Below are 23,433 nucleotides of genomic sequence, written 5' to 3'. Positions count from 1 at the left end.
GGTATCACGAACTTTTTATGCCAGCTTAAAAGGACACCCATTCATCCGTTTTAGCTGCCGCAGACGTTTTGCTGTCTGCTGAAGGGGAAGCGGTATTGGCGGCGGCGTACTGCACATCATTCGCTGAGAGGCGGAACTGTTGCACCGAGCGTTGCAGTTCCTCTGTTTGTCGTTCCAGCGCCACGGCCGCGGCGGAGACTTGCTCTACCAATGCAGCGTTCTGTTGCGTTACGCTGTCCATCTGCGTGATCGCCACACTCACCTGCGAGATGCCCTTATTCTGTTCTTCCGAGGCTGAGGCAATTTGCTTCATGATGACAGTCACTTCGGTGGCACCGCGCAGAATCGCCTCCATGGTTAATCCCGTTTCTTTAACCAAACGAGCACCCTGATCGACACGACGCGATGACTCGCCAATCAGCGTCTCAATCTCTTTCGCCGCCCCGGCGCTGCGACTGGCAAGGTTACGTACTTCACCGGCAACGACGGCAAAACCGCGCCCCTGCTCGCCTGCCCTGGCAGCTTCAACCGCCGCGTTCAGCGCCAGAATATTGGTCTGGAAAGCAATACTATTAATAACTGACGTGATTTCCGCGATCTGTTTAGAACTGGCGGCAATACCGTCCATTGTCTCAACCACTTCTGAAACCAGCGTGCTCCCTTTACCTGCTGTTTCTGTCGCCGTATCGGCAAGCTGGCTGGCTTCACGCGCGTTTTCAGCGTTCAGTTTTACCGTTGCGGTCAGTTGCTCCATGCTGGCAGCGGTCTCTTCCAGCGCTGCGGCCTGCTCTTCAGTACGTGAGGAGAGATCGTTATTCCCGGTGGAAATTTCCGTCGCCCCTCGCCAGATGTTGTCACTACCTGAACGGATAGTGCTGACGGCTTCGCGCAGGCTGTCCTGCATCGCGCACAGTAACGGCACCAGTTGACCCACGCAGTTACGACCAAAATCTTCAATTGGATGGCTGAGATCGCCCTGCGCAATCTGCTGAAACTGCTGGCGAATACGCCCCAGCGGTTTCACCATCATGGAAACAAGGTAGCGGTCGGTAAAGAAAAGGAGGGCAATCCCAAGGATCACGGCGGTGATAATTAACGTCCGGATGATAGAGGTTTTGCCATCGACCATCACGCGGGTGGTATCAAGCCGCTCACCCGCCGTAGCGTTAAAACGCTCGGCACTGGCGCCAAATTCACGGCTCAACGCTGGCGTAACGGTGCTGGCATGCTCCGCAAAGGCCGTAAGCGTGCCCTGCTGCGCCAGCTGCATTTGCGGGATCACTCCGTTGTCCAGCAACGCCTGCCACTTTGTCAGTACTGCTGTGGCGACTTCAGGGTCCATGGGACCCGGAGACAATGTTTTCATCTCCTGGAGTTTTTTACTCATATTCTCCAGGGACTGCTGCGCCGGCGCAAAATCAGGCGTTCCGCCGCTCATTTTGACATCCATGGCGCGACTTAAGCGCGTTACGAAGCGAAAGTACTGATCGTTACCCTGACTGAGAACAGTCATCTGATGGACGAGATGACGGTCAATATCATTCCCTTCTGATATTTTTGATAAAGAATGAAGACTGAATAAACCCACGCCCGACCACAGCAGGCAAAAAAGTCCCAGTATTGCCAACATGACAATACGAATAGTGAAGTTTTTCAGCAAACCCATAATAATTTCCTTGCCGTTGATGAGGAATTCGCCACCAGGCGATACTTATCCTTGTTATCGGCAGCCGATAGAGAAGATATAATGCGTTCTTTATTTTTTTACTTTCTTAAGTCCAACCCATATCTCTCCAGGCGATATCAACATGAATGCTAATGAAATTAGCTAGCATTATTATTCAGATAACTCACCTAAATCATTTAATAATGCTTTGTTTTCTATCACAAAGATTTATAAAACCCAGCAAGAGTGTGCTCCCAGGCTAAATCAGCGGCAGCTTTCTCATAACGACAGGTCGGGGCATTATGAAAGCCGTGATTAACGCAAAGAGATATATAGCCTTCCCAGGCCAGCTCCTTCAATAATTGGCGGTTCGAATGCCGCTCAGTTTTTTATCCCAGTGTGACCTGTGAACGGAATATTCACCGAGAACCCGCTAGAATAGAAACGCTGTTTTGAAATTCACCTGCACTAAGGAGATCTCATGGCCTGGTTTGCCAATCCTGAACGTTACGAGCAAATGCTCTATCGCTACTGTGGACGCAGCGGTTTACGCTTACCCGCACTGTCGCTGGGTTTGTGGCACAGTTTTGGGCACGTTCAGGCGCTGGAGTCACAGCGCGCCCTACTGCGTAAAGCCTTTGATTTAGGCATCACCCATTTTGATTTGGCCAATAACTATGGGCCGCCTCCAGGCAGCGCAGAAGAGAATTTTGGCCGTTTACTGCGCGAGGATTTTGCACAATACCGAGATGAGCTGATCATCTCCACCAAGGCGGGCTACGACATGTGGCCAGGGCCATACGGTTCTGGTGGTTCGCGTAAATACCTGCTTGCCAGCCTCGACCAGAGCCTGCAACGCATGGGGCTCGACTATGTCGATATCTTCTACTCACACCGCGTTGACGAAAATACGCCAATGGAAGAGACCGCCTCAGCGCTGGCCCATGCGGTGCAAAGCGGTAAAGCGCTGTATGTCGGCATCTCGTCCTATTCTCCGGAACGAACGCAAAAGATGGCCGAGCTGCTACGGGAATGGAAAATTCCGCTTCTTATCCACCAACCCTCTTACAACCTGCTTAATCGCTGGGTAGACAGCAGTGGCTTGCTGGATACGCTGGAAGCTAACGGCATGGGCTGCATTGCCTTTACGCCGCTGGCCCAGGGGCTGCTGACGGGGAAATACCTCAACGGCATCCCGGAAGGTTCACGTATGCAGCGTGAAGGGAAAAAAGTCCGTGGGCTGACAGAAAATATGCTGACGGAAGAAAACCTTAGTAGCCTGCGTTTGCTCAATGAGATGGCGCAACAGCGCGGACAGTCGATGGCGCAAATGGCCTTAAGCTGGTTGCTGAAAGACAACCGGGTCACTTCGGTATTAATTGGCGCCAGCCGACCGGAGCAGCTGGAAGAAAACGTTCAGGCATTGGCTAATCTGACGTTCAGCGCCGAAGAACTGGCGCAAATCGATAAACACGTCGCTGACGGTGAGCTGAATCTGTGGCAAGCCTCATCTGACAAATAGCCGTTTGTCACTCCGTGCCGGGTCGCAATAAAGCGCTACCCGGCCATGGTAATGCGCCATGACCTCATACTTCTTCTGCTTTGAGCTGTGGACGCTGGTATTCCGGCCACACCAGCGCGACGAGCGCAGGGTAAGCCTCCAGGCTGAACTCTCTGAAGCACTGACGTAAGTTGAGCACGTCCAGATCGGCATGCGGGACCTTCTCCCCACTGAGACAGCGTTTTTTTATATTGTCGTAATATTTGTACACCGCAGAGTTAAGGTCGCTACAACGCCGCTGCGCATCAAATAGACCAGGCGTCTCATTCAGCTCCACCATCGTCATCCGTTTGATCGTCGAGTGGATAAAATCGATATATTCGTGATTAACGCGCCAATACCATACCGGGGTAATCGAATTCATCAATACAGAAAAATGATCTTCACCCTCTTCCTTACTCAAGATTTCCGGCAGGTGTCCAGCGTTACCATTTTCTGCATAGCGGTTTTTATTTGCGCTGCGCATCAACAAAAGCACCCCGCAGGTAAGCAATAGCAGGGTAATAACAGAATAAAATATACTGTTCATATACTGGCTCCATTTTTTTTGATTTTAAAATTACACCATGCTATTGTCAACGCAGCCTGACATATTAAAAACAATACAGTATTGGCATCAAAGGATATTTCAACATGCTTCCCGAGCATCTTGTTCCCGCGCATTATCATTTATCTCAAACATCGACTAATACCTTCCCCACAGAAAACAGTGAAAATTTGACTCAGGGAAAGAAAACATTAAGTGATTATGAAGCAGATATTTTGATCAGCGCTACAGCGACCGGCCAGGCGCGCAATATGTTGTTTGAAGAGTGCGACCGTCATTTAAAAGAACGTTTGTTTTGCGCGGCAAAGATTGAGTCATTCACGCGCTTGCTCAATTCATTGCAAGCGGAGGGCGACATTAACGCACAAGAATTAAGTAAAATCTTGACCGAAAAAACAGCCACCATTAATGAGCAAGGCAATAAAATTTGGCTTAATTTAATTACCCGCGAAACCAGCGACCCTATTTTTTATTCTCTGGAAGAGAAATAAAATGAAAGATGTTGAGGATAATAATGTTTATTTGGCTTTAGATGACCATAAAAGTGATGAGTTTGTCTTAAAGCAGAATTTAGCTATCCTAATTGCCAATAAAAACGCGACGCTGGAAAGCGTTGCCCAGGAAATGGTTTCTATACCCGCCGCACTGGTGCGGATGAAATGGCAAAATCGTCGCGAAATTTATGCGCTACAGGCGAAAGAAGAGATCTATGGCGCCGCGATTGAGGCCATCATAGCCCAACAACCCGAACTGCGGGATAAAATCATGGCCCGGCTGGAGAGCACCTACCAGCATATACTCGCGCGAGAAACGGCCACCTTACGCCTGACGCGCAAGCTGTCCGAAGGCAGCTATGAACCGACCAGGATAACCACGGTCGCGTTGGATGAAAACAGATAAGAACAGGTTTGTAAGGCGTGGAATCAGGATAAGCAGGCCGGGTAGGTGAAAACCACTACCCGGCGAGAAAGTTACTTCGCTTTCACGGTCTCTTCACCGACCAGACCAATCTTCAGGAAACCGGCCTGATGCAGCGTGTCCATTACCTTCATCATGGTTTCATAATCGACGGTCTTATCTGCACGGAAGAAAATCGTGGTGTCTTTCTTCCCTTCTGTCAGCGTAGTTAGCTCGCTAATCATGGTTTCATCCGTCACCTGATTGTTGCCAATAAACATACTATTATCGGCTTTGACTGACAGATAAACCGGTTTTTCCGGACGCGGCTGCGGCGTGCTGGTGGAAGCAGGGAGATTCACCTTCACATCCACTGTTGCCAACGGCGCGGCTACCATAAAGATGATCAATAAAACCAACATAACGTCGATAAACGGCGTCACGTTGATTTCATGCATTTCACCGTTATCGTCCAGGTTCTCATTAAAGCTCATTGCCATGGAACATTACCCTACACGTAATTTCTGCGCGGCACGTACCGGATGCGCGGAGGCGCTGGCGTTCAGGTCCAGATCACGACTTTGCAGCAACAGCACCTGCGCCGCGACATCGCCCAGCATCGCTTTATAGCTGCCAATCTGACGTGCGAAAATATTGTAGATGACGACCGCTGGAATCGCCGCAACCAGACCAATCGCGGTCGCTAACAGCGCTTCTGCAATGCCCGGAGCAACAACGGCCAGGTTGGTGGTTTGGGTTTGTGCAATCCCGATGAAGCTGTTCATGATGCCCCATACCGTACCGAACAGACCCACAAAAGGCGAGATAGCCCCGATGGTGGCCAGGTATCCGTTACCACGTCCCATATGACGACCTACCGCCGCCACACGACGCTCCAGACGAAAACCGGTGCGCTCTTTAATACCTTCGTTGTCGTCACTGCCTTCAGACAGTTCCAGCTCGTTCTGCGCTTCGTAAATCAACTGTGCGCCAAGGCTTTTAGCATCGAATCCTGCGGCAATCTCGTTTGCCTGGTCTAAAGAGCGGGCATCCGCCAGCAGTTGCTGTTCACGCTTAAGACGGCGTTTCTGAGTAAAGAACTCAAGGCTCTTACTAAAGAAGATAGCCCAGGTGACCACTGACGCTAAAATCAGCCCAATCATCACGCACTTAACCACGATATCGGCGTGCTGATACATACCCCAGACGGAAAGGTCCGTCTGCATCAAATTATTACCCACTCTGTATCTCCAGGACGCAAATCACAAAATCTAAGCGTAATCATATCAAAACAACGTCGAATTGATAGTCGTTCTCATTACTATTTACATATTGCCGCACCTTTGGTTTCTTTTCTTTGCGCTTACGCAGTAAAAAAGTCACCAGAGGCATTTTGAGATTATTTTCTACTGTATGACCGTTCTGCAGGATGCGTCATCTTTGATTCATGGTAGTTTAGACATCCAGACGTATAAAAACAGGTAATACACCATGGCAGATAAGCAACTTGAAACCAAACTCGTTCACGCAGGACGCAGTAAAAAGTACACGCTGGGCTCGGTAAATAGCGTGATCCAGCGCGCTTCTTCGCTGGTGTTTGACAGCGTTGAGGCCAAAAAACAGGCCACGCGCAACCGCGCTAACGGTGCGCTTTTCTACGGACGTCGCGGAACCCTGACGCATTTTTCGCTGCAGGAAGCCATGTGCGAACTCGAAGGCGGCGCGGGTTGCGCGTTGTTCCCTTGCGGCGCAGCAGCTGTTGCCAACACCATCCTTGCTTTTGTTGAACAAGGCGATCATGTGTTGATGACCAATACCGCCTATGAGCCCAGCCAGGACTTCTGCACCAAAATTCTCGGTAAACTTGGCGTCTCAACGGGCTGGTTTGATCCGTTGATTGGCGCCGATATAGTGAAGCATATTCAGCCGAACACCAAAGTTGTCTTTCTGGAATCACCCGGCTCCGTCACCATGGAGGTACATGATGTACCAGCAATTGTTGCCGCCGTCAGAAGCGTTGCGCCTGAGGCTGTCATCATGATTGATAACACCTGGGCTGCCGGCGTGCTGTTCAACGCGCTGGATTTCGGTATTGATATCTCGATTCAGGCAGGTACGAAATACCTGATTGGTCATTCCGACGGCATGGTCGGCACAGCGGTATCCAATGCCCGCTGCTGGGACCAACTGCGCGAAAATGCCTATCTGATGGGACAAATGCTGGACGCCGACACCGCCTATATGACCAGCCGTGGATTACGCACACTGAGCGTACGCTTACGTCAGCATCATGAAAGCAGCTTAAAGGTCGCCGAGTGGCTGGCCAACCACCCACAGGTCGCTCGTGTTAATCACCCGGCGCTACCCGGCAGTAAAGGCCATGAATTCTGGAAACGTGATTTTACCGGCAGCAGCGGGCTATTCTCCTTTGTATTGAATAAGAAGCTTAATAATGAAGAGCTGGCCGCGTATCTGGATCACTTCAGCCTGTTCAGCATGGCCTACTCCTGGGGCGGTTTTGAGTCGCTAATTCTCGCCAACCAGCCGGAACACATTGCGGCAATCCGTCCGCAAGGTGAAGTGGACTTCAGCGGAACGCTTATCCGTTTGCATATCGGTTTAGAGAATGTTGACGATCTGATTGCCGATTTAGCCGCAGGATTTGTCCGAATCGAGTAACATTGCCATAGATGGACATATATGCAGACACTTCTGGTGGAAAAGTCTGCAATTGTTGCGTCCGGGATCAAGGCATCCCGGACAATTCAGGAGTACAATCCACACATAAACGCTGTTCCACAGGAAAGTCCATGGTAGTTATTCAAGATATTGTCTCCGCGCTCTGGCAACACGACTTTGCCGCGCTGGCGGATCCACACGTTGTGAGCGTGGTTTACTTCGTCATGTTCGCCACACTGTTTTTAGAAAATGGCCTGCTGCCCGCCTCCTTTTTACCCGGAGACAGCCTGTTATTGCTGGCTGGGGCGCTGATCGCTCAGGACGTGATGAGTTTTTTACCTACCATAGCTATTCTGACCGCCGCCGCCAGCCTGGGCTGCTGGCTGAGTTACATTCAGGGACGCTGGCTGGGCAACACGAAAACGGTAAAAGGCTGGCTGGCGCAATTACCTGAAAAATATCATCAGCGCGCCACCTGCATGTTTGACCAACACGGCCTGATGGCGCTGCTGGCCGGGCGCTTCCTGGCGTTCGTACGCACCTTGCTGCCGACCATGGCAGGAATTTCAGGGCTGCCTAACCGTCGATTCCAGTTTTTTAACTGGCTGAGCGGCCTGCTGTGGGTCACCGTTGTCACCAGCTTTGGCTACGCGCTGAGCATGATCCCGTTCGTTAAACGCCATGAAGATCAGGTGATGACCTTTTTAATGATCCTACCGATTGCCCTGTTAACCGCAGGTCTGTTGGGAACCCTGTTCGTGGTGATTAAAAAAAAATACTGTAGCGCCTGAGTCGCATCCGTAGGCCGGATAATCTCCGGCATTTTGCCTTATGGCGCGTAGCTTTAAGGCCTACGGTGTACCGTTCAGACGGACAAGCAATCAATTCCCCTGCATCATCCGAATTCTGGCCGCATCTTCCCCCGGCGTCACGCCAAAGAAACGTTTGAATTCCCGACTGAACTGCGATGCACTCTCATAGCCGACACGCATGGCTGCCGCACTGGCCTTCATCCCGTCATGAATCATCATCATCCGCGCTTTATGCAGACGATAGCTTTTAAGATATTGCAGCGGCGACGTGCTGGTCACCGCTTTAAAGTTATGATGAAACGCCGACACGCTCATGTTCGCCTCTGCCGCCAGCTGTTCTACATTGAGGTTCTCGGTGTATTTGGTTTCAATCCGCTTCAGCACCCGGCTTATCAAGCTGAAATGCGTCTGACGACTGACCAGCGCAAGTAACGCGCCGCCGCGCGGCCCGGTCAGCACATGGTAGAGGATCTCGCGAATGATCTGTTTGCCGAGAATACGCGCATCCAGCGGGCGTTCCATCACATCCAACAGGCGCTCAGCGGCGCAGAGAATTTCGTCTGAAAGCGTCGCGGAGTTAATCCCACTGGCCGCCATAGCAGGCTGAAACAGCTCGTCTTCCCCAATGTCCATCAACAGCTCCTGCAATTGCAGGATATCGACATTCAGGTAGATTCCGGCCAACGGAACCTCCGGTGTCGCATACGTTTCACATTCAAAGGGTAAAGGTACGGTTAGCAGCAGGTATTCATTGGCGTCATAACGAAATACGCGTTCATTAATATAACCAATTTTATGGCCCGAAAAGAGAAATATGATACCTGGCTGATACATGACTGGTGTCCGTGCAGCTGGCACCGTACCGTGCATCAGGCGGACATCTGGCAGCAATGCACTGAGGTTATTTTCATTATTTTTCAGCTGCTTAATTTTATCTGTCAGCAGAAGGCAGATCTCTTCACGGTTCATAAAGCACCATTTCATCATCGGTTTTCGACCCTGACATCATGCGCAGATTTATCCGTTTTCTCCAGTAGTCTGTAGAAATGGGCAAGACATCGGCAGAAATGTGCATTGAGAGCAGCGCAGCTGGCGACCACAATGTTCATCATCCGGCAGACACTCTCCTGCCCTCTTTTTATTACCCACACAAGGGAACGAGCAATGAACAATTTTAATCTCCATACCCCAACCCGTATTCTGTTCGGTAAAGGCGCTATTGCCGAATTGCGCGATCAAATCCCTCAGGATGCTCGCGTATTGATTACCTACGGCGGCGGCAGTGTGAAAAAAACCGGCGTTCTGGCACAGGTTCAGGATGCACTGAAAGGCCTGGACGTGCTGGAGTTTGGCGGTATTGAGCCGAACCCATCTTATGAAACGCTGATGAATGCGGTAAAGATCGTGCGTGATGAGAAAGTAACGTTCCTGCTGGCTGTGGGCGGCGGTTCGGTACTGGATGGCACCAAATTCATCGCAGCTGCGGCACAGTACGCTGACGGCATCGATCCATGGCGTATTCTGGAAACTCACGGCAACGACGTAAAAAGCGCCATCCCGATGGGCTCCGTATTAACCCTGCCCGCTACCGGTTCTGAATCTAACTCCGGCGCGGTCATCTCGCGGAAAACCACCGGCGACAAACTGGCCTTTATGACCCCGTTTGTGCAACCGGTATTTGCCGTACTGGATCCGGTTTACACCTATACCCTGCCGCCACGTCAGGTTGCAAACGGCGTCGTGGATGCCTTCGTGCATACCGTTGAGCAGTATGTAACTTATCCGGTCGACGGGAAAATTCAGGATCGCTTTGCCGAAGGCATTCTGCTTACGCTGATAGAAGAAGGTCCGAAAGCCTTGCAGGAGCCGGAAAACTACAACGTGCGTGCGAACGTCATGTGGGCGGCAACCCAGGCGCTGAACGGCCTGATTGGCGCAGGCGTACCGCAGGACTGGGCAACCCATATGCTGGGCCACGAACTGACCGCGATGCATGGTCTGGATCATGCGCAAACGCTGGCCATCGTTCTGCCTGCGCTGTGGAATGAAAAACGCGATACCAAGCGTGCCAAGCTACTGCAATACGCAGAACGTATCTGGAATATCACCGAGGGTTCCGAAGACCAGCGTATCGACGCCGCCATTGCCGCCACCCGTCAGTTCTTCGAGCAAATGGGTGTCCCGACTCGCCTGTCTGACTACGGCCTGGACGGTAGCTCTATCCCGGCGCTGCTGGAAAAACTGCGAGCGCACGGCGGTACGAAACTGGGTGAGCATCAGGACATTACGCTCGACGTCAGCCGTCGGATTTACGAAGCTGCCCGTTAAGGTTTTTTAAGCTCCGCCTTTCGTTTTTGGCTATTTATACTCTAAATAATTCGAGTTGCATAAAGACGGCAAAGGAGAGAATCCCCAGGAGCTTACATAAGTAAGTGACTGGGGTGAACGAGTGCAGCCAACGCATATGCAGCTTGAAGTATGACGAGTATAGGCCAGACTTAAGTCACACCTAACTCACCGGAGCTTGCTCCGGTGACTGTAATCCAGGGGGGAATTATGACCGGTCCAACCATTATCAAACTACAGGATGGTAACGTCATGCCGCAACTGGGCCTGGGGGTCTGGAAGGCAAGCAACGAAGAAGTCATTACCGCTATCCATAAAGCACTGGAAGTGGGTTATCGTTCGATTGATACCGCCGCCGCGTACAAAAACGAAGAAGGTGTCGGCAAAGCGATACGTAATGCGGGCGTGCCGCGGGAAGAGTTATTCATCACCACCAAGCTGTGGAATGATGATCAGAAACGCGCCCGGGAAGCCTTACTCGAAAGCATGGAGAAACTCCAGCTCGATTACCTCGATCTTTACCTGATGCACTGGCCTGTTCCGGCGATCGATCACTACGTTGAAGCGTGGGAAAACATGATCGATCTGCAAAAAGAAGGGCTGATTAAGAGCATCGGCGTGTGCAACTTTCAGATCAATCATCTCCAGCGCCTGATCGATGAAACTGGCGTTCATCCCGTGATCAACCAGATAGAACTGCACCCACTTATGCAGCAGCGCCAGCTTCATGCCTGGAACGCTACGCATAAGATCCAGACCGAATCCTGGAGTCCATTGGCGCAGGGCGGGAAAGACGTCTTCGACCAAAAGATCATCCGTGACCTCGCAGAGAAATATGGTAAATCACCAGCGCAGATTGTCATCCGCTGGCATCTGGATAACGGGCTGGTGGTTATTCCGAAATCGGTGACGCCTGCCCGTATCGCAGAAAACTTTAACGTCTGGGACTTCCGCCTGGATAAAGAAGAATTAGGCGAAATTGCGAAACTCGATCAAGGCAGACGGCTGGGACCAGACCCGGACCAGTTCGGCGGTTAATCTCTTCTCTCCGGCCCGACACTCCCGTCGGGCCTTTCTGGCAATGAAATATCAGGAAACAATTAACATACATATATTGATGTATTTCTTGCAGTCGCTGGAGCAGCATTACGCAACATAACCTGTTAATTATTCGATAAATATATTCATATCGTGAATGTATTTACCACACCTATAGGTGCGTAACCGTGGCTGATAAAAAAAGTAATGGCGTCAAATGGCTCCCATTAATTCTTATAGTACTCATTTCTGCCGGACTCTGGCAGCTTACGCCCCCCACCGGGTTAAGTGCGCCAGCCTGGCATTCGGCAATTATCTTCGTCGCCACCATCGCTTCTATTGTGGCTAAAGTATTACCCATCGGCGCGGTCGGCATTATTGGTATTACGGTATTCGCGCTCGCCTATGCTGCCGGGGATAAAACCGCCAGCGGCGCCATCACCACGGCATTGAGTGAACTGAACAGTTCGCTTATCTGGCTTATCGTCGTGGCTTTTATGATTGCCCGTGGGTTTATCAAAACCGGTCTCGGGCGACGTATTGCGTTGCAGATGATCCGCCTGCTCGGCAAGCGCACGTTGGGACTCGCCTACGGTCTGGCTTTTGCCGATCTAATCCTCTCTCCCGCTATGCCGAGTAATACAGCTCGCTGCGGCGGCGTCATCTATCCGATTGCCGACTCTCTGGCGCGTAGTTTCCATTCGAACCCGGAAGATGAGTCCCGCAGTAAAATCGGCACCTTTCTTATCACCTGTATTGGCAACGTCAACGACGTGACGGCAGCACTGTTTATGACCGGCTATACCGGCAACCTGCTGGCAGTAAAACTGGCGGCCAACGCCGGGGTTACGCTGACCTGGGGCGGCTGGTTTATGGCGGCGCTGCTACCTTGTCTGGTCTCTTTGCTGCTCGTTCCGCTACTGGTCTACTGGCTGGTGCGTCCGGAAATCAAACACACGCCGGATGCCCCGAACCTCGCCCGCAAAGAGCTGGCGGAAATGGGCCGTATGTCACGCGGGGAATGGCTGATGTTGGCAACTGTCGGCGTACTGCTGGTGCTGTGGATTTTTGGCGATACGCTGGGCGTTGACGCCACTACCGCTTCGTTTGTAGGGCTGTCGATTTTATTGCTGAGCGGCGTGCTGAGCTGGGAAGACGTCAAAAGTGAGAAAGGGGCATGGGATACGCTGATTTGGTTCGCCGCGCTACTGATGATGGCGAATCAGTTGAAAAAACTGGGCTTCACCACCTGGTTCGGCAATCTGATTGGCGACAGCCTGAGCAGTACTATGCACGGGACCAGTTGGGTGATCGTCCTGCTGCTGCTGAACGCCGCCTATTTCTATACCCACTACTTTTTTGCCAGCGGCAATGCGCAGATTGCCGCGCTGTATGCTGTTTTCCTCGGCGTCGGGCTGCATCTGAATATTCCCGCTGCTCCCACGGCGTTAATGCTGGCCTTCACCAGCAGTTTGTACTGCTCGCTCACCCAGTACACACATGCTCGCGGCCCTATTCTGTTTGGCGCCGGGTATGTTCCAACAGGCGTCTGGTGGCGCACAGGATTTATCATCAGCCTGTTTAACCAGGCGGTCTTTATTACCGTGGGTCTGATGTGGTGGAAGGTGTTGGGTCTGTACTAAACTGACTGCGTCCTGACGAAGACCTTACCTGCGGAGAAAAGGAATGACCTGTATTTTCTGTCAAATTGTTGAAGGCAAAGCGCCCTGCCATAAGGTATGGGAAGACGAACACCACCTGGCTTTTCTGTCGATTTTCCCGAACACCGACGGTTTTACCGTGGTGATCCCGAAAAAGCATTACCCCAGCTATGCCTTCGACATGCCGCCGCAGGCGTTAGCGGACCTGATGCTGGCGACCCAAAAAGTGGCTAAGAAACTGGATAAGGCGTTCCCGGATGTCAGTCGTACAGGAATGTTCTTTGAAGGTTTCGGCGTGGACCATGTGCACAGTAAATTAAGCCCCATGCACGGTACTGGCGATTTAACCCACTGGAAACCGATTGAATCGCGGCAGAACAAATTTTTCGAGCAATATGAAGGGTATCTGTCGTCACACGATCATGAACGGGCTGATGACGAAAAACTGGCCGCATTAGCGGCCAGAATACGTGAAGCATAAATACTGAGCACTTCTGCCGGATGGCGATGCAAGCACCTTATCCGGCCTACAACAAAGTGCTATTCGTAGGCCCGATAAGCATTTCACCACCTGGCAAGACAGATTAACGTCCCGCCACTTTCCCGCGTTTTTTGTTTGCGGCAGGCGTCTGACGCTGGTGCGCCACTGGCGTGTGTTTGGTCAGCGCCGGACGAGTATGACGGTTCTGGCGACGCGCTTCGCGCATCTCTTCAAGCGTAGGCGCCGGAACCAGACATTCGCGACGCCCGCCGATCAGATGCTTTTTACCCATATCTTCCAGCGCCTGGCGGATTAACGGCCAGTTGGCTGGATCGTGGTAGCGCAGCAGGGCTTTATGCAGACGACGCTGCTTATCACCTTTCGGCACCACCACATCTTCACTCTTATAACCAATTTTACCCAACGGGTTTTTCCCGGTGTAATACATGGTTGTGGAGTTCGCCAACGGCGATGGATAGAAGTTCTGCACCTGATCCAGACGGAAACGACGTTGTTTCAGCCACAGCGCCAGATTCACCATATCTTCGTCACGCGTACCCGGGTGCGCGGAAATAAAGTACGGGATCAGGTACTGCTCTTTACCAGCCTGTTTAGAGTAGGTATCGAACAATTCCTTGAAGCGATCGTAGCTGCCCATCCCCGGCTTCATCATCTTCGACAGCGGGCCTTCTTCGGTATGCTCTGGCGCAATCTTCAGATAGCCGCCTACGTGATGGGTTGCCAGCTCTTTGATATAGCGTGGGTCTTCAACCGCGATGTCGTAACGCACTCCGGATGCGATAAGGATCTTTTTAATGCCTTTGAGATCACGCGCCCGGCGATAGAGGTTAATTGTCGGCTCATGATTGGTATCCATGTGCGGACAAATATCCGGGTAGACGCATGACAGACGACGGCAGGTTTGCTCCGCACGCGGTGACTTACAGCGCAGCATATACATGTTCGCCGTTGGGCCGCCGAGATCGGAAATCACGCCGGTAAAGCCCGGAACGGTGTCACGAATGGCTTCGATTTCATTGATGATCGAATCTTCAGAGCGACTCTGGATGATACGGCCTTCGTGCTCTGTTATCGAACAGAACGAGCAGCCGCCAAAGCAGCCACGCATAATGTTGATCGAGAAACGGATCATCTCATAGGCCGGAATACGGCTGTCGCCATACGCCGGATGCGGTACACGCTTGTACGGTAACGCAAAGACGCTGTCCATCTCTTCGGTAGACAGCGGAATAGCTGGCGGGTTGATCCAGATGTAGCGATCGCCATGCTTTTGCATCAGCGCACGCGCGCAGCCTGGGTTAGTTTCGTGGTGCAGGATACGCGACGCATGCGCATACAGCACTTTATCGCCCTTCACTTTTTCGAAGGACGGCAGCAGCACGTAGGTTTTTTCCCACGGTTTCGGACGCGGCGGCTGCACGGTGACCGCTTTCGCTTCCTGCTTTTTCGGTGCGACAGGTTTGTTGTCAGCACACGGCAGATCTTCACCGTAAGGATGCGGGATCGGGTCAATTTTTCCCGGCGTGTCGAGACGCGTGGAATCTACTCCACTCCAGCCCGGCAACGCTTCTTTAACCATAATCGCGGTGTTACGCACATCGCGGATCTGATCGATAGTCTCCCCCATCGCCAGACGATGCGCCACTTCCACCAGCGGACGTTCGCCGTTGCCGAACATCAGCATATCGGCTTTAGAATCCACCAAAACGGAGCGGCGAACGGTATCAGACCAGTAGTCGTAATGCGCGGTGCGGCGCAGGCTGGCCTCAATACCGCCAAGAATAACCGGCACATCTTTCCATGCTTCTTTACAACGCTGGGTATAGACCAGCGTGGCACGGTCCGGGCGTTTACCCGCCACGTTGTCCGGCGTGTAGGCATCATCATGGCGCAGTCGGCGATCGGCGGTGTAACGGTTGATCATCGAGTCCATGTTGCCTGCGGTCACACCAAAGAACAGGTTCGGCTTGCCCAAACGCATAAAATCGTCTTTGTTGTTCCAGTCCGGTTGGGCGATGATCCCCACGCGGAACCCTTGCGCTTCCAGCATACGGCCACAAATCGCCATACCAAAGCTTGGATGGTCGACGTAGGCATCGCCGGTAACCAGAATGATGTCGCAGCTATCCCAGCCAAGTTGGTCCATTTCGTCACGTGACATCGGCAAAAACGGTGCCGGGCCAAAACAGGCAGCCCAGTACTGCGGCCAGGAGAAAAGGTCTCTGTCCGGTTGGATCAGGGATATTGCGCTCATAGTGCTTCCAAAAATGGTAAAAAAATAATCAAAGGCCGGGGATTATACGCTGGATCAACAGGGGAAATGAAGGAGTATTGTGAAGATGTTAAATTTCATCTCTAAAGGCGCTTCGCTGGCCCGCGCAGCTGCTTTTTACCCTGTCCGTGCCGGATAAGACGAAACCGTCATCCGGCACGGGAATACACATTACGGCGCCGGGTTCACCAGGATCTGACCGATCGAGCCACGATCCGCCATTTCCAGCGTCTGGCTGTTAAAGTAGAACGGGAAATGCGCCCAGGAAGGCTGACCGTAATAAACCAGTAACTCGACCTGACCATCTACCCAGACGGTATCTTTCCAACCTCTGTCTTCCGGGAACGGCATTGCGCCGTTCACATTACGGATCAGGAACGAGACGCCCTCAATATGGAAAGACTGCGGCATATCCGCCCGCACCGTCCAGCGCTCCCAGGTACCCTGCTGCGCGGTAATATCCATGCGGTTGACGTCCCACAGCTGACCGTTGATCCCCGGATCGTCATCCAGGCTGATATCACGGCTGCGAATCGGCGAACCGCTGAGGATCTCCGTAGGTAGCAGGCGCATTGGCAGGCTGTCAGTCACCAGCGGCAGAAGGCCAGTTGGTCGCAGAGTCAGCACCAGCGTGGAGATAAGAATACTCGATGGTTCAAAGAATCCGCGGATCCTGTCGACAATGCTGGCCGCCTCGCCACAGGTAATAGAGACCTCATTACCGTTAGTCATATCCACCAGGATCTCACGACGTTCGCCTGGCGCCAGCGAGAGCTGTTTCAATGAAACAGGCGCAGGTAAAAAGCCCTGATCGCTGGAAATCACATGCAGTGCACGGCCATCACTCATTTGCAACTGGTAACGACGCGAGTTTGACGCGTTCAGCAAACGCAAGCGTACCCAGCCGCGGGAGACTTCGACATACGGGCTTTGCGCCCCGTTGACCAGCAGCGTATCGCCAACAAAACCGCCGCTGCCAGGTTCGCTGTATTCCGGCGTACCAAAGTTGTCCAGACGCTTGTCCTGGATAATGATCGGAAAATCATCTACGCCGTAATGGTTGGGAATAGACAGGGATTTACTGACCTCATCTTCAACCAGCCACATCCCGGCAAGACCATTATAGACCTGCTGGGCAGTACGATTTGGCGTATTGGCGTGATACCACAGCGTGGCGGCATTCTGGCGGATCGGCAGCACTGGCGCCCAATCCGCATTAGGTGACATCATGCGCGCCGGGCCCCCCATCAGCGGACCAGGCACCTGTAATCCGGCGACGGTCATCGAGACATTTTCTGTCAGACGGTTGCTGTAGATAAGCTTGACGTCATCCCCTTTCCAGACGCGGATTGTCGGTCCCAGGTAGCGGCCGTTAATCCCCCAGACAGGCGCGCGTGTGCCTTGTGTAAATGACCAATGCGCGCGTTGCAGCGTCATAAATAACGGCTGCCCCCGACGAGACTCCAGCAGTGGAGGCACGGGTAACGGTTGTTGCTGACCGGCAGCATTAGCCTTCAGCGGAACGGCACCTGCACACAGTGCAATCCCCGATGCCTGAATGAACTGACGCCGACTGAATGACATATATACTCCATGAAAAACTGGCGATTAACACGCAGGAAATCTTTTCCTGTAAAAAACCCGAATTGCGCGGATTAAACCTTACCGGCGGCTTCCCGCTCTGCAACTTCTTTATCGAGCTCTGCGATTTTTTGTTCCATCAGCGTGCGGCAATGCGCTGCCAGTTCACGAACCTGATCTTTACCAAAATGGCTAATATCCACCGGCGGCAACATCTCTACAATCGCCAGACCATTATTGAGTCGGTTTAATTTGATCTTGTTCGAGGTTGTAGAAACGCAGACTGGAATGACCGGAACGCCTGCAGCAATCGCCGCATGAAACGCGCCGGTTTTAAACGGCAGCAGACCACGGCCGCGGCTGCGCGTCCCTTCCGGGAACATCCAGATAGAAATACGACGTTTTTTGAAATGGTTCACCACGGCTGCGATGGTGCTGTGCGCTTTAGCACGGTTGTTTCTGTCGATCAACAGGTTACCGGTTAACCAGTACAGCTGCCCGAAGAACGGGATCCACAGCAGGCTTTTTTTACCCACCGTTACCGTCGGCGGCTGAACGATATTCGAAGCAGTAACCATGTCATAGTTGTTCTGGTGGTTACAAATATAGATAGCATTACCATAATTCTGCGCGTCTGCCGGCATGCGGCACTCGACCTTCAGGCCATAAAGGGGAGCCAGGCGGCCAAACATATGACCGAACGTTGCGACGTGTTTTGGATTCCGTGGGCTGAACAGACAGTATATACAACCGAAAATACAGACCAGAATGCAGTAAATAACAGTAATGATTAAACGAAAAATATATAACATAACAACCTCTAAGGCCTAAGAGCCTGGCATTTTACGTCACCGGATACATAACTCTGCATCAGGTTAGGGCTTTGTTAAGGCGGCTCTCTGGAAAAGCGTATTGTTAATCGCAACGCACGAATAAACAACGGTTTTACGGGAAATTTTAACGTTGGCTCTCCCTGAGCGAAAGCAGGGAGAGCCGGGCAGTCACGTTATTCTTCGCTGTCGCCCTGACTGGCGCGTCGAGGCGAGTCAATTTCAATGCGATCGATACGCTGTAGACCACGCATCAGCGTGCCGCGACGACCACGTTCGCCGGTCACTTTCTGCAACTCTTCAGGACGCAGTTTAATTTTGCGCTTACCGACGTGGATAGTCAGCGTGCTCTGTGGCGGCAGCACATAGAGCAGCGCCAGGCCATCTTCGCCTTTCGCCGCTTCTGCTGAAGGGATATTGATAATCTTGTTCCCTTTGCCTTTCGACAGTTGCGGCAAATCGCTCACCGGGAACATCAACATGCGACCTGCCTGGGTAATGGCCAGCAGCATATCGGTTTCATCTTCAATCACCACAGGAGGCATGACATGCGCATTTTCTGGCAGCGTAATCAATGCCTTACCCGCACGGTTACGCGCCACCAGGTCATTGAAGGTACAGACAAAACCGTAGCCCGCATCGGATGCCATCAGCAGTTTCTGATCGTCACCTTCCATCAGCATATGCTCAACCGTCGCGCCCGGCGGCAGCGTGAGCTTACCGGTTAATGGTTCGCCCTGGCCACGTGCCGACGGCAGCGTAATCGGGTCGATAGCGTAGCTGCGTCCGGTCGAGTCAACGAACACCACCGGCTGGTTGCTCTTACCCTTCACTGCCGACTTAAAGCTGTCGCCCGCTTTATAGCTTAATCCTGGCGCATCAATGTCGTGGCCTTTGGCGCTACGCACCCAACCACTCTGGGACAATACAATAGTCACCGGCTCAGACGGCAGCATGTCGTGCTCGCTCATCGCCTTCGCTTCTTCACGTTCCTGCAGCGGGGAGCGGCGATCGTCGCCATAAGCATCGGCATCAGCCTGCAGCTCTTTCTTCAGCAGGTTACTCATTTTACGCTCGGAAGCGAGAATGGCCTGCAGTTGATCGCGCTCTTTCGCCAGCTCATCCTGCTCACCGCGGATTTTCATCTCTTCGAGTTTGGCAAGGTGGCGCAATTTCAGCTCAAGGATAGCTTCAGCCTGCGTTTCAGAAATGCCAAACCGCGACATCAGCTCAGGCTTAGGTTCATCTTCATGACGAATAATCTCGATCACTTCGTCAATGTTGAGGAACGCCACCAGCAAACCTTCAAGGATATGCAGGCGCTTAAGCACTTTTTCCAGACGATAATTCAGGCGACGACGCACGGTATCACGGCGGAACGCCAGCCATTCGGTGAGGATCTCCAGCAGGTTTTTCACCGCCGGGCGACCGTCGAGGCCGATCATGTTCAGGTTGATACGGTAGCTTTTTTCCAGATCGGTGGTGGCAAACAGGTGGTTCATCACCTGTTCCATATCCACGCGATTGGAGCGCGGGACAATCACCAGACGGGTCGGGTTTTCGTGATCCGATTCGTCACGCAGGTCGTCAACCATCGGCAGCTTTTTATTGCGCATTTGAGCAGCGATCTGCTCCAGCACTTTTGCCCCGGAAACCTGATGCGGCAGCGCGGAAATCACTACTGCGCCGTCTTCTTTGGTCCATACCGCGCGCATACGCACGGAGCCGCGTCCGTTTTCGTAAATCTTACGAATTTCCGCACGCGAAGTAATAATCTCGGCTTCGGTCGGGTAATCCGGCCCTTGCACAATATCCAGCAGCTGATCGAGCGTTGTTTTCGGCTGCTCAATCAGCGTAATCGCCGCTTTCGCAACTTCACGCAGGTTATGCGGTGGGATGTCCGTCGCCATCCCAACGGCAATACCGGTCGTACCATTCAGCAGAATATTTGGCAGACGCGCAGGCAGCATCTTTGGCTCCTGCATAGTGCCGTCGAAGTTTGGCACCCAGTCCGACGTTCCCTGGCCGAGCTCACCCAGCAGGACTTCCGCATATTTAGACAGACGGGATTCGGTATAACGCATCGCCGCGAAGGATTTGGGATCGTCCGGCGCCCCCCAGTTCCCCTGCCCGTCAACCAGCGGATAACGGTAAGAGAACGGCTGCGCCATCAGTACCATCGCTTCATAGCAGGCGCTGTCGCCATGTGGGTGGTATTTACCCAGCACGTCACCGACAGTACGGGCGGATTTTTTAAATTTGGCGCTGGCATTCAGCCCCAGTTCGGACATTGCATACACAATGCGACGCTGAACGGGTTTCAAACCATCGCCAATAAATGGCAACGCCCTGTCCATGATGACGTACATGGAGTAGTTCAGATAGGCGTTTTCCGTGAATTCATGCAGCGCCAGGCGCTCTGCCATATCGCTCATTAATCGTGGTTCCTCAACTTTGTACCCCTCTATTGAAGGGCAATATTGCCGCAGATACTACCCTATCTGGCGTGTTGAGTCACAAAGAAAAGGGCCAGATATGCGGCAGTATCGCCATCACAAGCAGAGAGAAGGCAGGCTATTTTTTCTATTAGCGCTTCCTTTTACGATTAAATAATAAACTAAATTTGCGACTTAATTTGATTGATGGCAGGTTATTTTATCCGTTTTATCATTACGCTTCTTCCTGAGTAAAAACCTCCTTAAGGAAAAATAAATGAGCAACCTTATTTATTTAACGCTTGAGGGTGATATTCAGGGACCGATTTCTGCAGGCTGTAACTCGCAGGCCTCCGTGGGCAATCGCTATCAGTCAGCGCATGAAGATAGTATCTTTGTCTTCAGCCTGACGCAGGCGCAAAGCAGCATACAAGGCGGCGTTAAGCACCTCGGCCTGCGCTTTTGCAAACTCCTGGATAAAAGCTCTCCGTTATTCTGCAATGCTATTAATAATAATGAACGTCTTAAAATGACGTTTGATATATACCGCATCAATCGATACGGTCGCATGGAAAAATATTACTTAATCGAACTTCGTGGGGCGACGGTGCAGGCTATTCACCAGGAGTCCAAGATAAATGATATGGATTATGAATATATATCGATAGATTACGATCATATTCTGTGTCGTCATCTGATTGCCTGCACCGAGTTTGATTACCTGCTGACACCGGAAAATTACGATCGGCTTTTCCCGGTGGTGCAAAAGAGCATTTTGCCCGCAGAGCAGCCGGTGCGTAAGGTGACGCTGGTACTGGGGATATTCTTCGACGGTACCGGCAATAACGCCGTGAATACCCGCAACATGCTTGAGGCGCTCACCGCGCAGCATTTTGATATTGAGAGTCCGGATGCCCAAAGCATTCTTGCCAGAAATGCACGGGAGAAGATGGGGATCAGCGGGGCTGGTGCGACCAGCTATCTGGGGTATTACACGAATATTCACTGGTTGAATGAGTTATATCAGTGGCAATTTCCTGCAGACAGCAGTTATGTACAAAACAGACTGTATGTAGAAGGAATTGGTACCCGGGCGGGTGAACCCGATAACCCGATAGGTCTGGGACTGGGCACCGCAGAAACCGGGATTATTGCCAAAACCGATGATGCGGTGGCGCAACTGGGCGCAGCGATAAAAAAGGCACTGAAACAACTGGAAGGAAAATTTAAAGTCGAGGCGTTGCTGTTCGATATCTTCGGCTTCAGCCGCGGCGCAGCCGCAGCCCGCCACTTCGCTAACCGTGTCCAGGCGGAAGATCAGGCCATTATCAACGCCATTTCAGCGGGCATGGGCAAAATTAGCTATCGCGGAACTCCGGCTGGCAACACCCGTTTTCTCGGCATCATGGACACCGTGGCGGCTGTCGGTACGGTAACCAACGGACTCGACCCACACAGCGCCGACACCGGCAACGTTACCCTCCGGCTGCGTCCGGGCGTGGCGCAAAAGGTGTTTCATCTTACCGCCCGGAACGAGTGCCGCTACAACTTCGCCCTTAACAGCGTGGCCCCCGCCTGGCCAGAGCTGGCGCTTCCCGGCGTGCACTCCGATATCGGCGGCGGCTATTTGCCGCAACTACGCGAAGACCTCTTTCTCACCCGTCCGCAGGTGGAAACCCAGCCGCAGAGCCAGCCCGGGGCGCAGTCTCACATATACGCGCAGACGATGGCGCAACTGCGTGTGCTCGAACATTCACCGGCTATCATGCCCATTATACGCACCCATGAGATCATCCCGGAGGTCTGGGAGGACCCGCGGGTGCCTACTGACCGTTACAGCCAGCCACAGAAACGCACCTTTGCCGCCCTGACGTTGCGCCAGCGGACGGTCTTTTTCGACTGGTCGAAGGTAGCGTTGCGGGTGATGGTCGATGCGGCGGTTGAGGCCGGGGCGTTACTGTCGGACGTCGATAAAATTCAGAGACACGCCCTACCGGATGCGCTAAAGCCGTTGTGCGAACAAGCCCGGGAAATGGGAAAAGCAGCCCGTCAGCACAGAAGCACCGCCGGCTTTACGCCTGAAGAGGTGGATCGGATTGCCGGCCGCTATATCCACTGCTCAGCCCACTGGAATGCAGTGGAGCTCAAACAGAGCGGGGAGTTACAGGGTGGAGCATCAGCCTCGGAAACCGTCAGCTTTGTCAACCGGCCGGACGCTAACTGGATCAGAACCATTTACAACATGGATGGAAATAAACGATGAAAATATCTTACGCCCTGGCGCTTGCCCTGTTCCTGGCCGCTGCAGGCTGCAGCCCACATCAGTCTCACCCTTTACAGTCAAAACAGGCCGCCAGCGGCGACTGGACCCTACCTTACGGTAAGTGGATCTTCGCTTTTATCACCCCCTATGAATTACCCTCAATGGTCAACCACGCAAGAGTTATCGACACCGATGGTTATCTGTATACGTTTAATACGCTTGACCAGGCTTCTCCCGACCCTGATTCCGTCAAAGAATGGGCTGAAAACGCGCATGGTTTTGGCGATCAGTTCAACAAAGTCAACAAGCCCCCACAGTACATTGTCTTCTGCTGGGATTCCTA

The 23,433-nt window shown here is 52.5% G+C and carries 20 protein-coding genes; 11 read left to right on the top strand and 9 right to left on the bottom strand.

All coding sequences use genetic code 11. The features are described from left to right. Positions 1-25: 25 nt before the first annotated feature. Entirely contained in the window at positions 26-1,666 is a 1,641-nt protein-coding gene (locus FDX04_RS04120; RefSeq protein ID WP_137370470.1) for a methyl-accepting chemotaxis protein, read from the bottom strand. Between the two features lie 481 nt (positions 1,667-2,147). On the opposite strand from FDX04_RS04120, the gene FDX04_RS04110 reads away from it, so the two are divergent. Beyond that, entirely contained in the window at positions 2,148-3,188 is a 1,041-nt protein-coding gene (locus FDX04_RS04110) for an aldo/keto reductase (RefSeq protein WP_042310975.1), read from the top strand. Between the two features lie 64 nt (positions 3,189-3,252). Here FDX04_RS04110 and FDX04_RS04105 read toward each other — a convergent pair whose 3' ends face one another. Continuing rightward, entirely contained in the window at positions 3,253-3,756 is a 504-nt protein-coding gene (locus tag FDX04_RS04105; protein ID WP_137370469.1) for an ESA_00282 family adhesion-associated protein, read from the bottom strand. 104 nt (positions 3,757-3,860) lie between these two features. Between FDX04_RS04105 and FDX04_RS04100 the strand changes: the two genes are divergently transcribed. Together FDX04_RS04100 and FDX04_RS04095 are read left to right on the top strand one after the other, a co-directional pair. Continuing rightward, positions 3,861-4,265 (top strand): hypothetical protein, encoded by a 405-nt coding sequence (locus FDX04_RS04100; protein ID WP_042310979.1) that lies wholly within the window; start codon positions 3,861-3,863, stop codon positions 4,263-4,265. Position 4,266: 1 nt separating this feature from the next. Then, a complete protein-coding gene (locus FDX04_RS04095) occupies positions 4,267-4,674 on the top strand; it encodes a hypothetical protein (RefSeq protein WP_038633861.1) in 408 nt (135 codons plus the stop codon). A gap of 71 nt (positions 4,675-4,745) precedes the next feature. Here FDX04_RS04095 and exbD read toward each other — a convergent pair whose 3' ends face one another. Both exbD and exbB read right to left on the bottom strand, forming a co-directional pair. Further along, the gene (gene exbD / locus FDX04_RS04090; RefSeq protein WP_137370468.1) at positions 4,746-5,171 is read right to left on the bottom strand and encodes a TonB system transport protein ExbD; all 426 of its coding nucleotides are present in this window, start codon (positions 5,169-5,171) and stop codon (positions 4,746-4,748) included. A 6-nt stretch (positions 5,172-5,177) separates the two neighbouring features. Beyond that, the gene (exbB, locus tag FDX04_RS04085) at positions 5,178-5,912 is read right to left on the bottom strand and encodes a tol-pal system-associated acyl-CoA thioesterase (protein ID WP_061382446.1); all 735 of its coding nucleotides are present in this window, start codon (positions 5,910-5,912) and stop codon (positions 5,178-5,180) included. A gap of 250 nt (positions 5,913-6,162) precedes the next feature. Between exbB and metC the strand changes: the two genes are divergently transcribed. Both metC and yghB read left to right on the top strand, forming a co-directional pair. Further along, a complete protein-coding gene (metC, locus tag FDX04_RS04080; RefSeq protein ID WP_137370467.1) occupies positions 6,163-7,350 on the top strand; it encodes a cystathionine beta-lyase in 1,188 nt (395 codons plus the stop codon). 131 nt (positions 7,351-7,481) lie between these two features. After that, positions 7,482-8,141 (top strand): DedA family general envelope maintenance protein YghB, encoded by a 660-nt coding sequence (gene yghB / locus FDX04_RS04075; RefSeq protein WP_061382448.1) that lies wholly within the window; start codon positions 7,482-7,484, stop codon positions 8,139-8,141. A gap of 90 nt (positions 8,142-8,231) precedes the next feature. Here yghB and FDX04_RS04070 read toward each other — a convergent pair whose 3' ends face one another. Next, positions 8,232-9,131 (bottom strand): AraC family transcriptional regulator, encoded by a 900-nt coding sequence (locus tag FDX04_RS04070; RefSeq protein ID WP_137370472.1) that lies wholly within the window; start codon positions 9,129-9,131, stop codon positions 8,232-8,234. A 195-nt stretch (positions 9,132-9,326) separates the two neighbouring features. Here FDX04_RS04070 and yqhD point away from each other — a divergent pair, with 195 nt between their 5' ends. From yqhD to FDX04_RS04050, 4 genes are all read left to right on the top strand, one after another. Then, complete coding sequence (gene yqhD, locus FDX04_RS04065; RefSeq protein ID WP_137370466.1) at positions 9,327-10,490, top strand: alcohol dehydrogenase; 1,164 nt, start codon at positions 9,327-9,329, stop codon at positions 10,488-10,490. Positions 10,491-10,718: 228 nt separating this feature from the next. Next, a complete protein-coding gene (gene dkgA, locus FDX04_RS04060) occupies positions 10,719-11,546 on the top strand; it encodes a 2,5-didehydrogluconate reductase DkgA (RefSeq protein WP_038633879.1) in 828 nt (275 codons plus the stop codon). A gap of 188 nt (positions 11,547-11,734) precedes the next feature. Further along, positions 11,735-13,189, top strand: a complete 1,455-nt coding sequence (locus FDX04_RS04055) for a DASS family sodium-coupled anion symporter (RefSeq protein ID WP_038633882.1) — start codon at positions 11,735-11,737, stop codon at positions 13,187-13,189. Between the two features lie 43 nt (positions 13,190-13,232). Beyond that, on the top strand, positions 13,233-13,688 hold the full coding sequence (locus FDX04_RS04050) for an HIT family protein (protein ID WP_042310999.1): 456 nt from the start codon (positions 13,233-13,235) through the stop codon (positions 13,686-13,688). 103 nt (positions 13,689-13,791) lie between these two features. Here the strand turns inward: FDX04_RS04050 and FDX04_RS04045 are convergent, their stop codons facing one another. From FDX04_RS04045 to parC, 4 genes are all read right to left on the bottom strand, one after another. Continuing rightward, positions 13,792-15,963: a YgiQ family radical SAM protein gene (locus FDX04_RS04045; protein ID WP_103769726.1), complete on the bottom strand. Its 2,172-nt coding sequence runs from the start codon at positions 15,961-15,963 to the stop codon at positions 13,792-13,794. Between the two features lie 189 nt (positions 15,964-16,152). Then, a complete protein-coding gene (gene ftsP / locus FDX04_RS04040; RefSeq protein ID WP_038633892.1) occupies positions 16,153-17,565 on the bottom strand; it encodes a cell division protein FtsP in 1,413 nt (470 codons plus the stop codon). Positions 17,566-17,636: 71 nt separating this feature from the next. Continuing rightward, a complete protein-coding gene (plsC, locus tag FDX04_RS04035) occupies positions 17,637-18,374 on the bottom strand; it encodes a 1-acylglycerol-3-phosphate O-acyltransferase (RefSeq protein WP_032940773.1) in 738 nt (245 codons plus the stop codon). Between the two features lie 194 nt (positions 18,375-18,568). Beyond that, positions 18,569-20,827, bottom strand: a complete 2,259-nt coding sequence (gene parC, locus FDX04_RS04030) for a DNA topoisomerase IV subunit A (RefSeq protein ID WP_061382452.1) — start codon at positions 20,825-20,827, stop codon at positions 18,569-18,571. A gap of 277 nt (positions 20,828-21,104) precedes the next feature. Here parC and tssD point away from each other — a divergent pair, with 277 nt between their 5' ends. Continuing rightward, positions 21,105-23,090: a type VI secretion system tube protein TssD gene (gene tssD, locus FDX04_RS04025; protein ID WP_137361718.1), complete on the top strand. Its 1,986-nt coding sequence runs from the start codon at positions 21,105-21,107 to the stop codon at positions 23,088-23,090. After that, positions 23,087-23,433, top strand: a 347-nt coding sequence (locus tag FDX04_RS04020) for a DUF2931 family protein (RefSeq protein WP_137370465.1), incomplete at its 3' end; no start/stop codon positions are given. The genes tssD and FDX04_RS04020, both read left to right, overlap by 4 nt.

The sequence above is a fragment of the Citrobacter sp. wls615 genome (genome assembly GCF_005281355.1).
Classification (GTDB): domain Bacteria; phylum Pseudomonadota; class Gammaproteobacteria; order Enterobacterales; family Enterobacteriaceae; genus Citrobacter; species Citrobacter werkmanii.
Note: the sequence above shows the minus strand (reverse complement) of the source record. Positions and strands in the feature narration are given on the sequence as shown.

Excerpts from the sequence above, each read along its gene's own strand:
- FDX04_RS04120 (WP_137370470.1), bottom strand. The coding sequence starts at position 1,666 with ATGGGTTTGCTGAAAAACTTCACTATTCGTATTGTCATGTTGGCAATA.
- FDX04_RS04110 (WP_042310975.1), top strand. The coding sequence starts at position 2,148 with ATGGCCTGGTTTGCCAATCCTGAACGTTACGAGCAAATGCTCTATCGC.
- FDX04_RS04105 (WP_137370469.1), bottom strand. The coding sequence starts at position 3,756 with ATGAACAGTATATTTTATTCTGTTATTACCCTGCTATTGCTTACCTGC.
- FDX04_RS04100 (WP_042310979.1), top strand. The coding sequence starts at position 3,861 with ATGCTTCCCGAGCATCTTGTTCCCGCGCATTATCATTTATCTCAAACA.
- FDX04_RS04095 (WP_038633861.1), top strand. The coding sequence starts at position 4,267 with ATGAAAGATGTTGAGGATAATAATGTTTATTTGGCTTTAGATGACCAT.
- exbD (WP_137370468.1), bottom strand. The coding sequence starts at position 5,171 with ATGGCAATGAGCTTTAATGAGAACCTGGACGATAACGGTGAAATGCAT.
- metC (WP_137370467.1), top strand. The coding sequence starts at position 6,163 with ATGGCAGATAAGCAACTTGAAACCAAACTCGTTCACGCAGGACGCAGT.
- yghB (WP_061382448.1), top strand. The coding sequence starts at position 7,482 with ATGGTAGTTATTCAAGATATTGTCTCCGCGCTCTGGCAACACGACTTT.
- FDX04_RS04070 (WP_137370472.1), bottom strand. The coding sequence starts at position 9,131 with ATGAACCGTGAAGAGATCTGCCTTCTGCTGACAGATAAAATTAAGCAG.
- yqhD (WP_137370466.1), top strand. The coding sequence starts at position 9,327 with ATGAACAATTTTAATCTCCATACCCCAACCCGTATTCTGTTCGGTAAA.
- dkgA (WP_038633879.1), top strand. The coding sequence starts at position 10,719 with ATGACCGGTCCAACCATTATCAAACTACAGGATGGTAACGTCATGCCG.
- FDX04_RS04050 (WP_042310999.1), top strand. The coding sequence starts at position 13,233 with ATGACCTGTATTTTCTGTCAAATTGTTGAAGGCAAAGCGCCCTGCCAT.
- FDX04_RS04045 (WP_103769726.1), bottom strand. The coding sequence starts at position 15,963 with ATGAGCGCAATATCCCTGATCCAACCGGACAGAGACCTTTTCTCCTGG.
- ftsP (WP_038633892.1), bottom strand. The coding sequence starts at position 17,565 with ATGTCATTCAGTCGGCGTCAGTTCATTCAGGCATCGGGGATTGCACTG.
- plsC (WP_032940773.1), bottom strand. The coding sequence starts at position 18,374 with ATGTTATATATTTTTCGTTTAATCATTACTGTTATTTACTGCATTCTG.
- parC (WP_061382452.1), bottom strand. The coding sequence starts at position 20,827 with ATGAGCGATATGGCAGAGCGCCTGGCGCTGCATGAATTCACGGAAAAC.
- tssD (WP_137361718.1), top strand. The coding sequence starts at position 21,105 with ATGAGCAACCTTATTTATTTAACGCTTGAGGGTGATATTCAGGGACCG.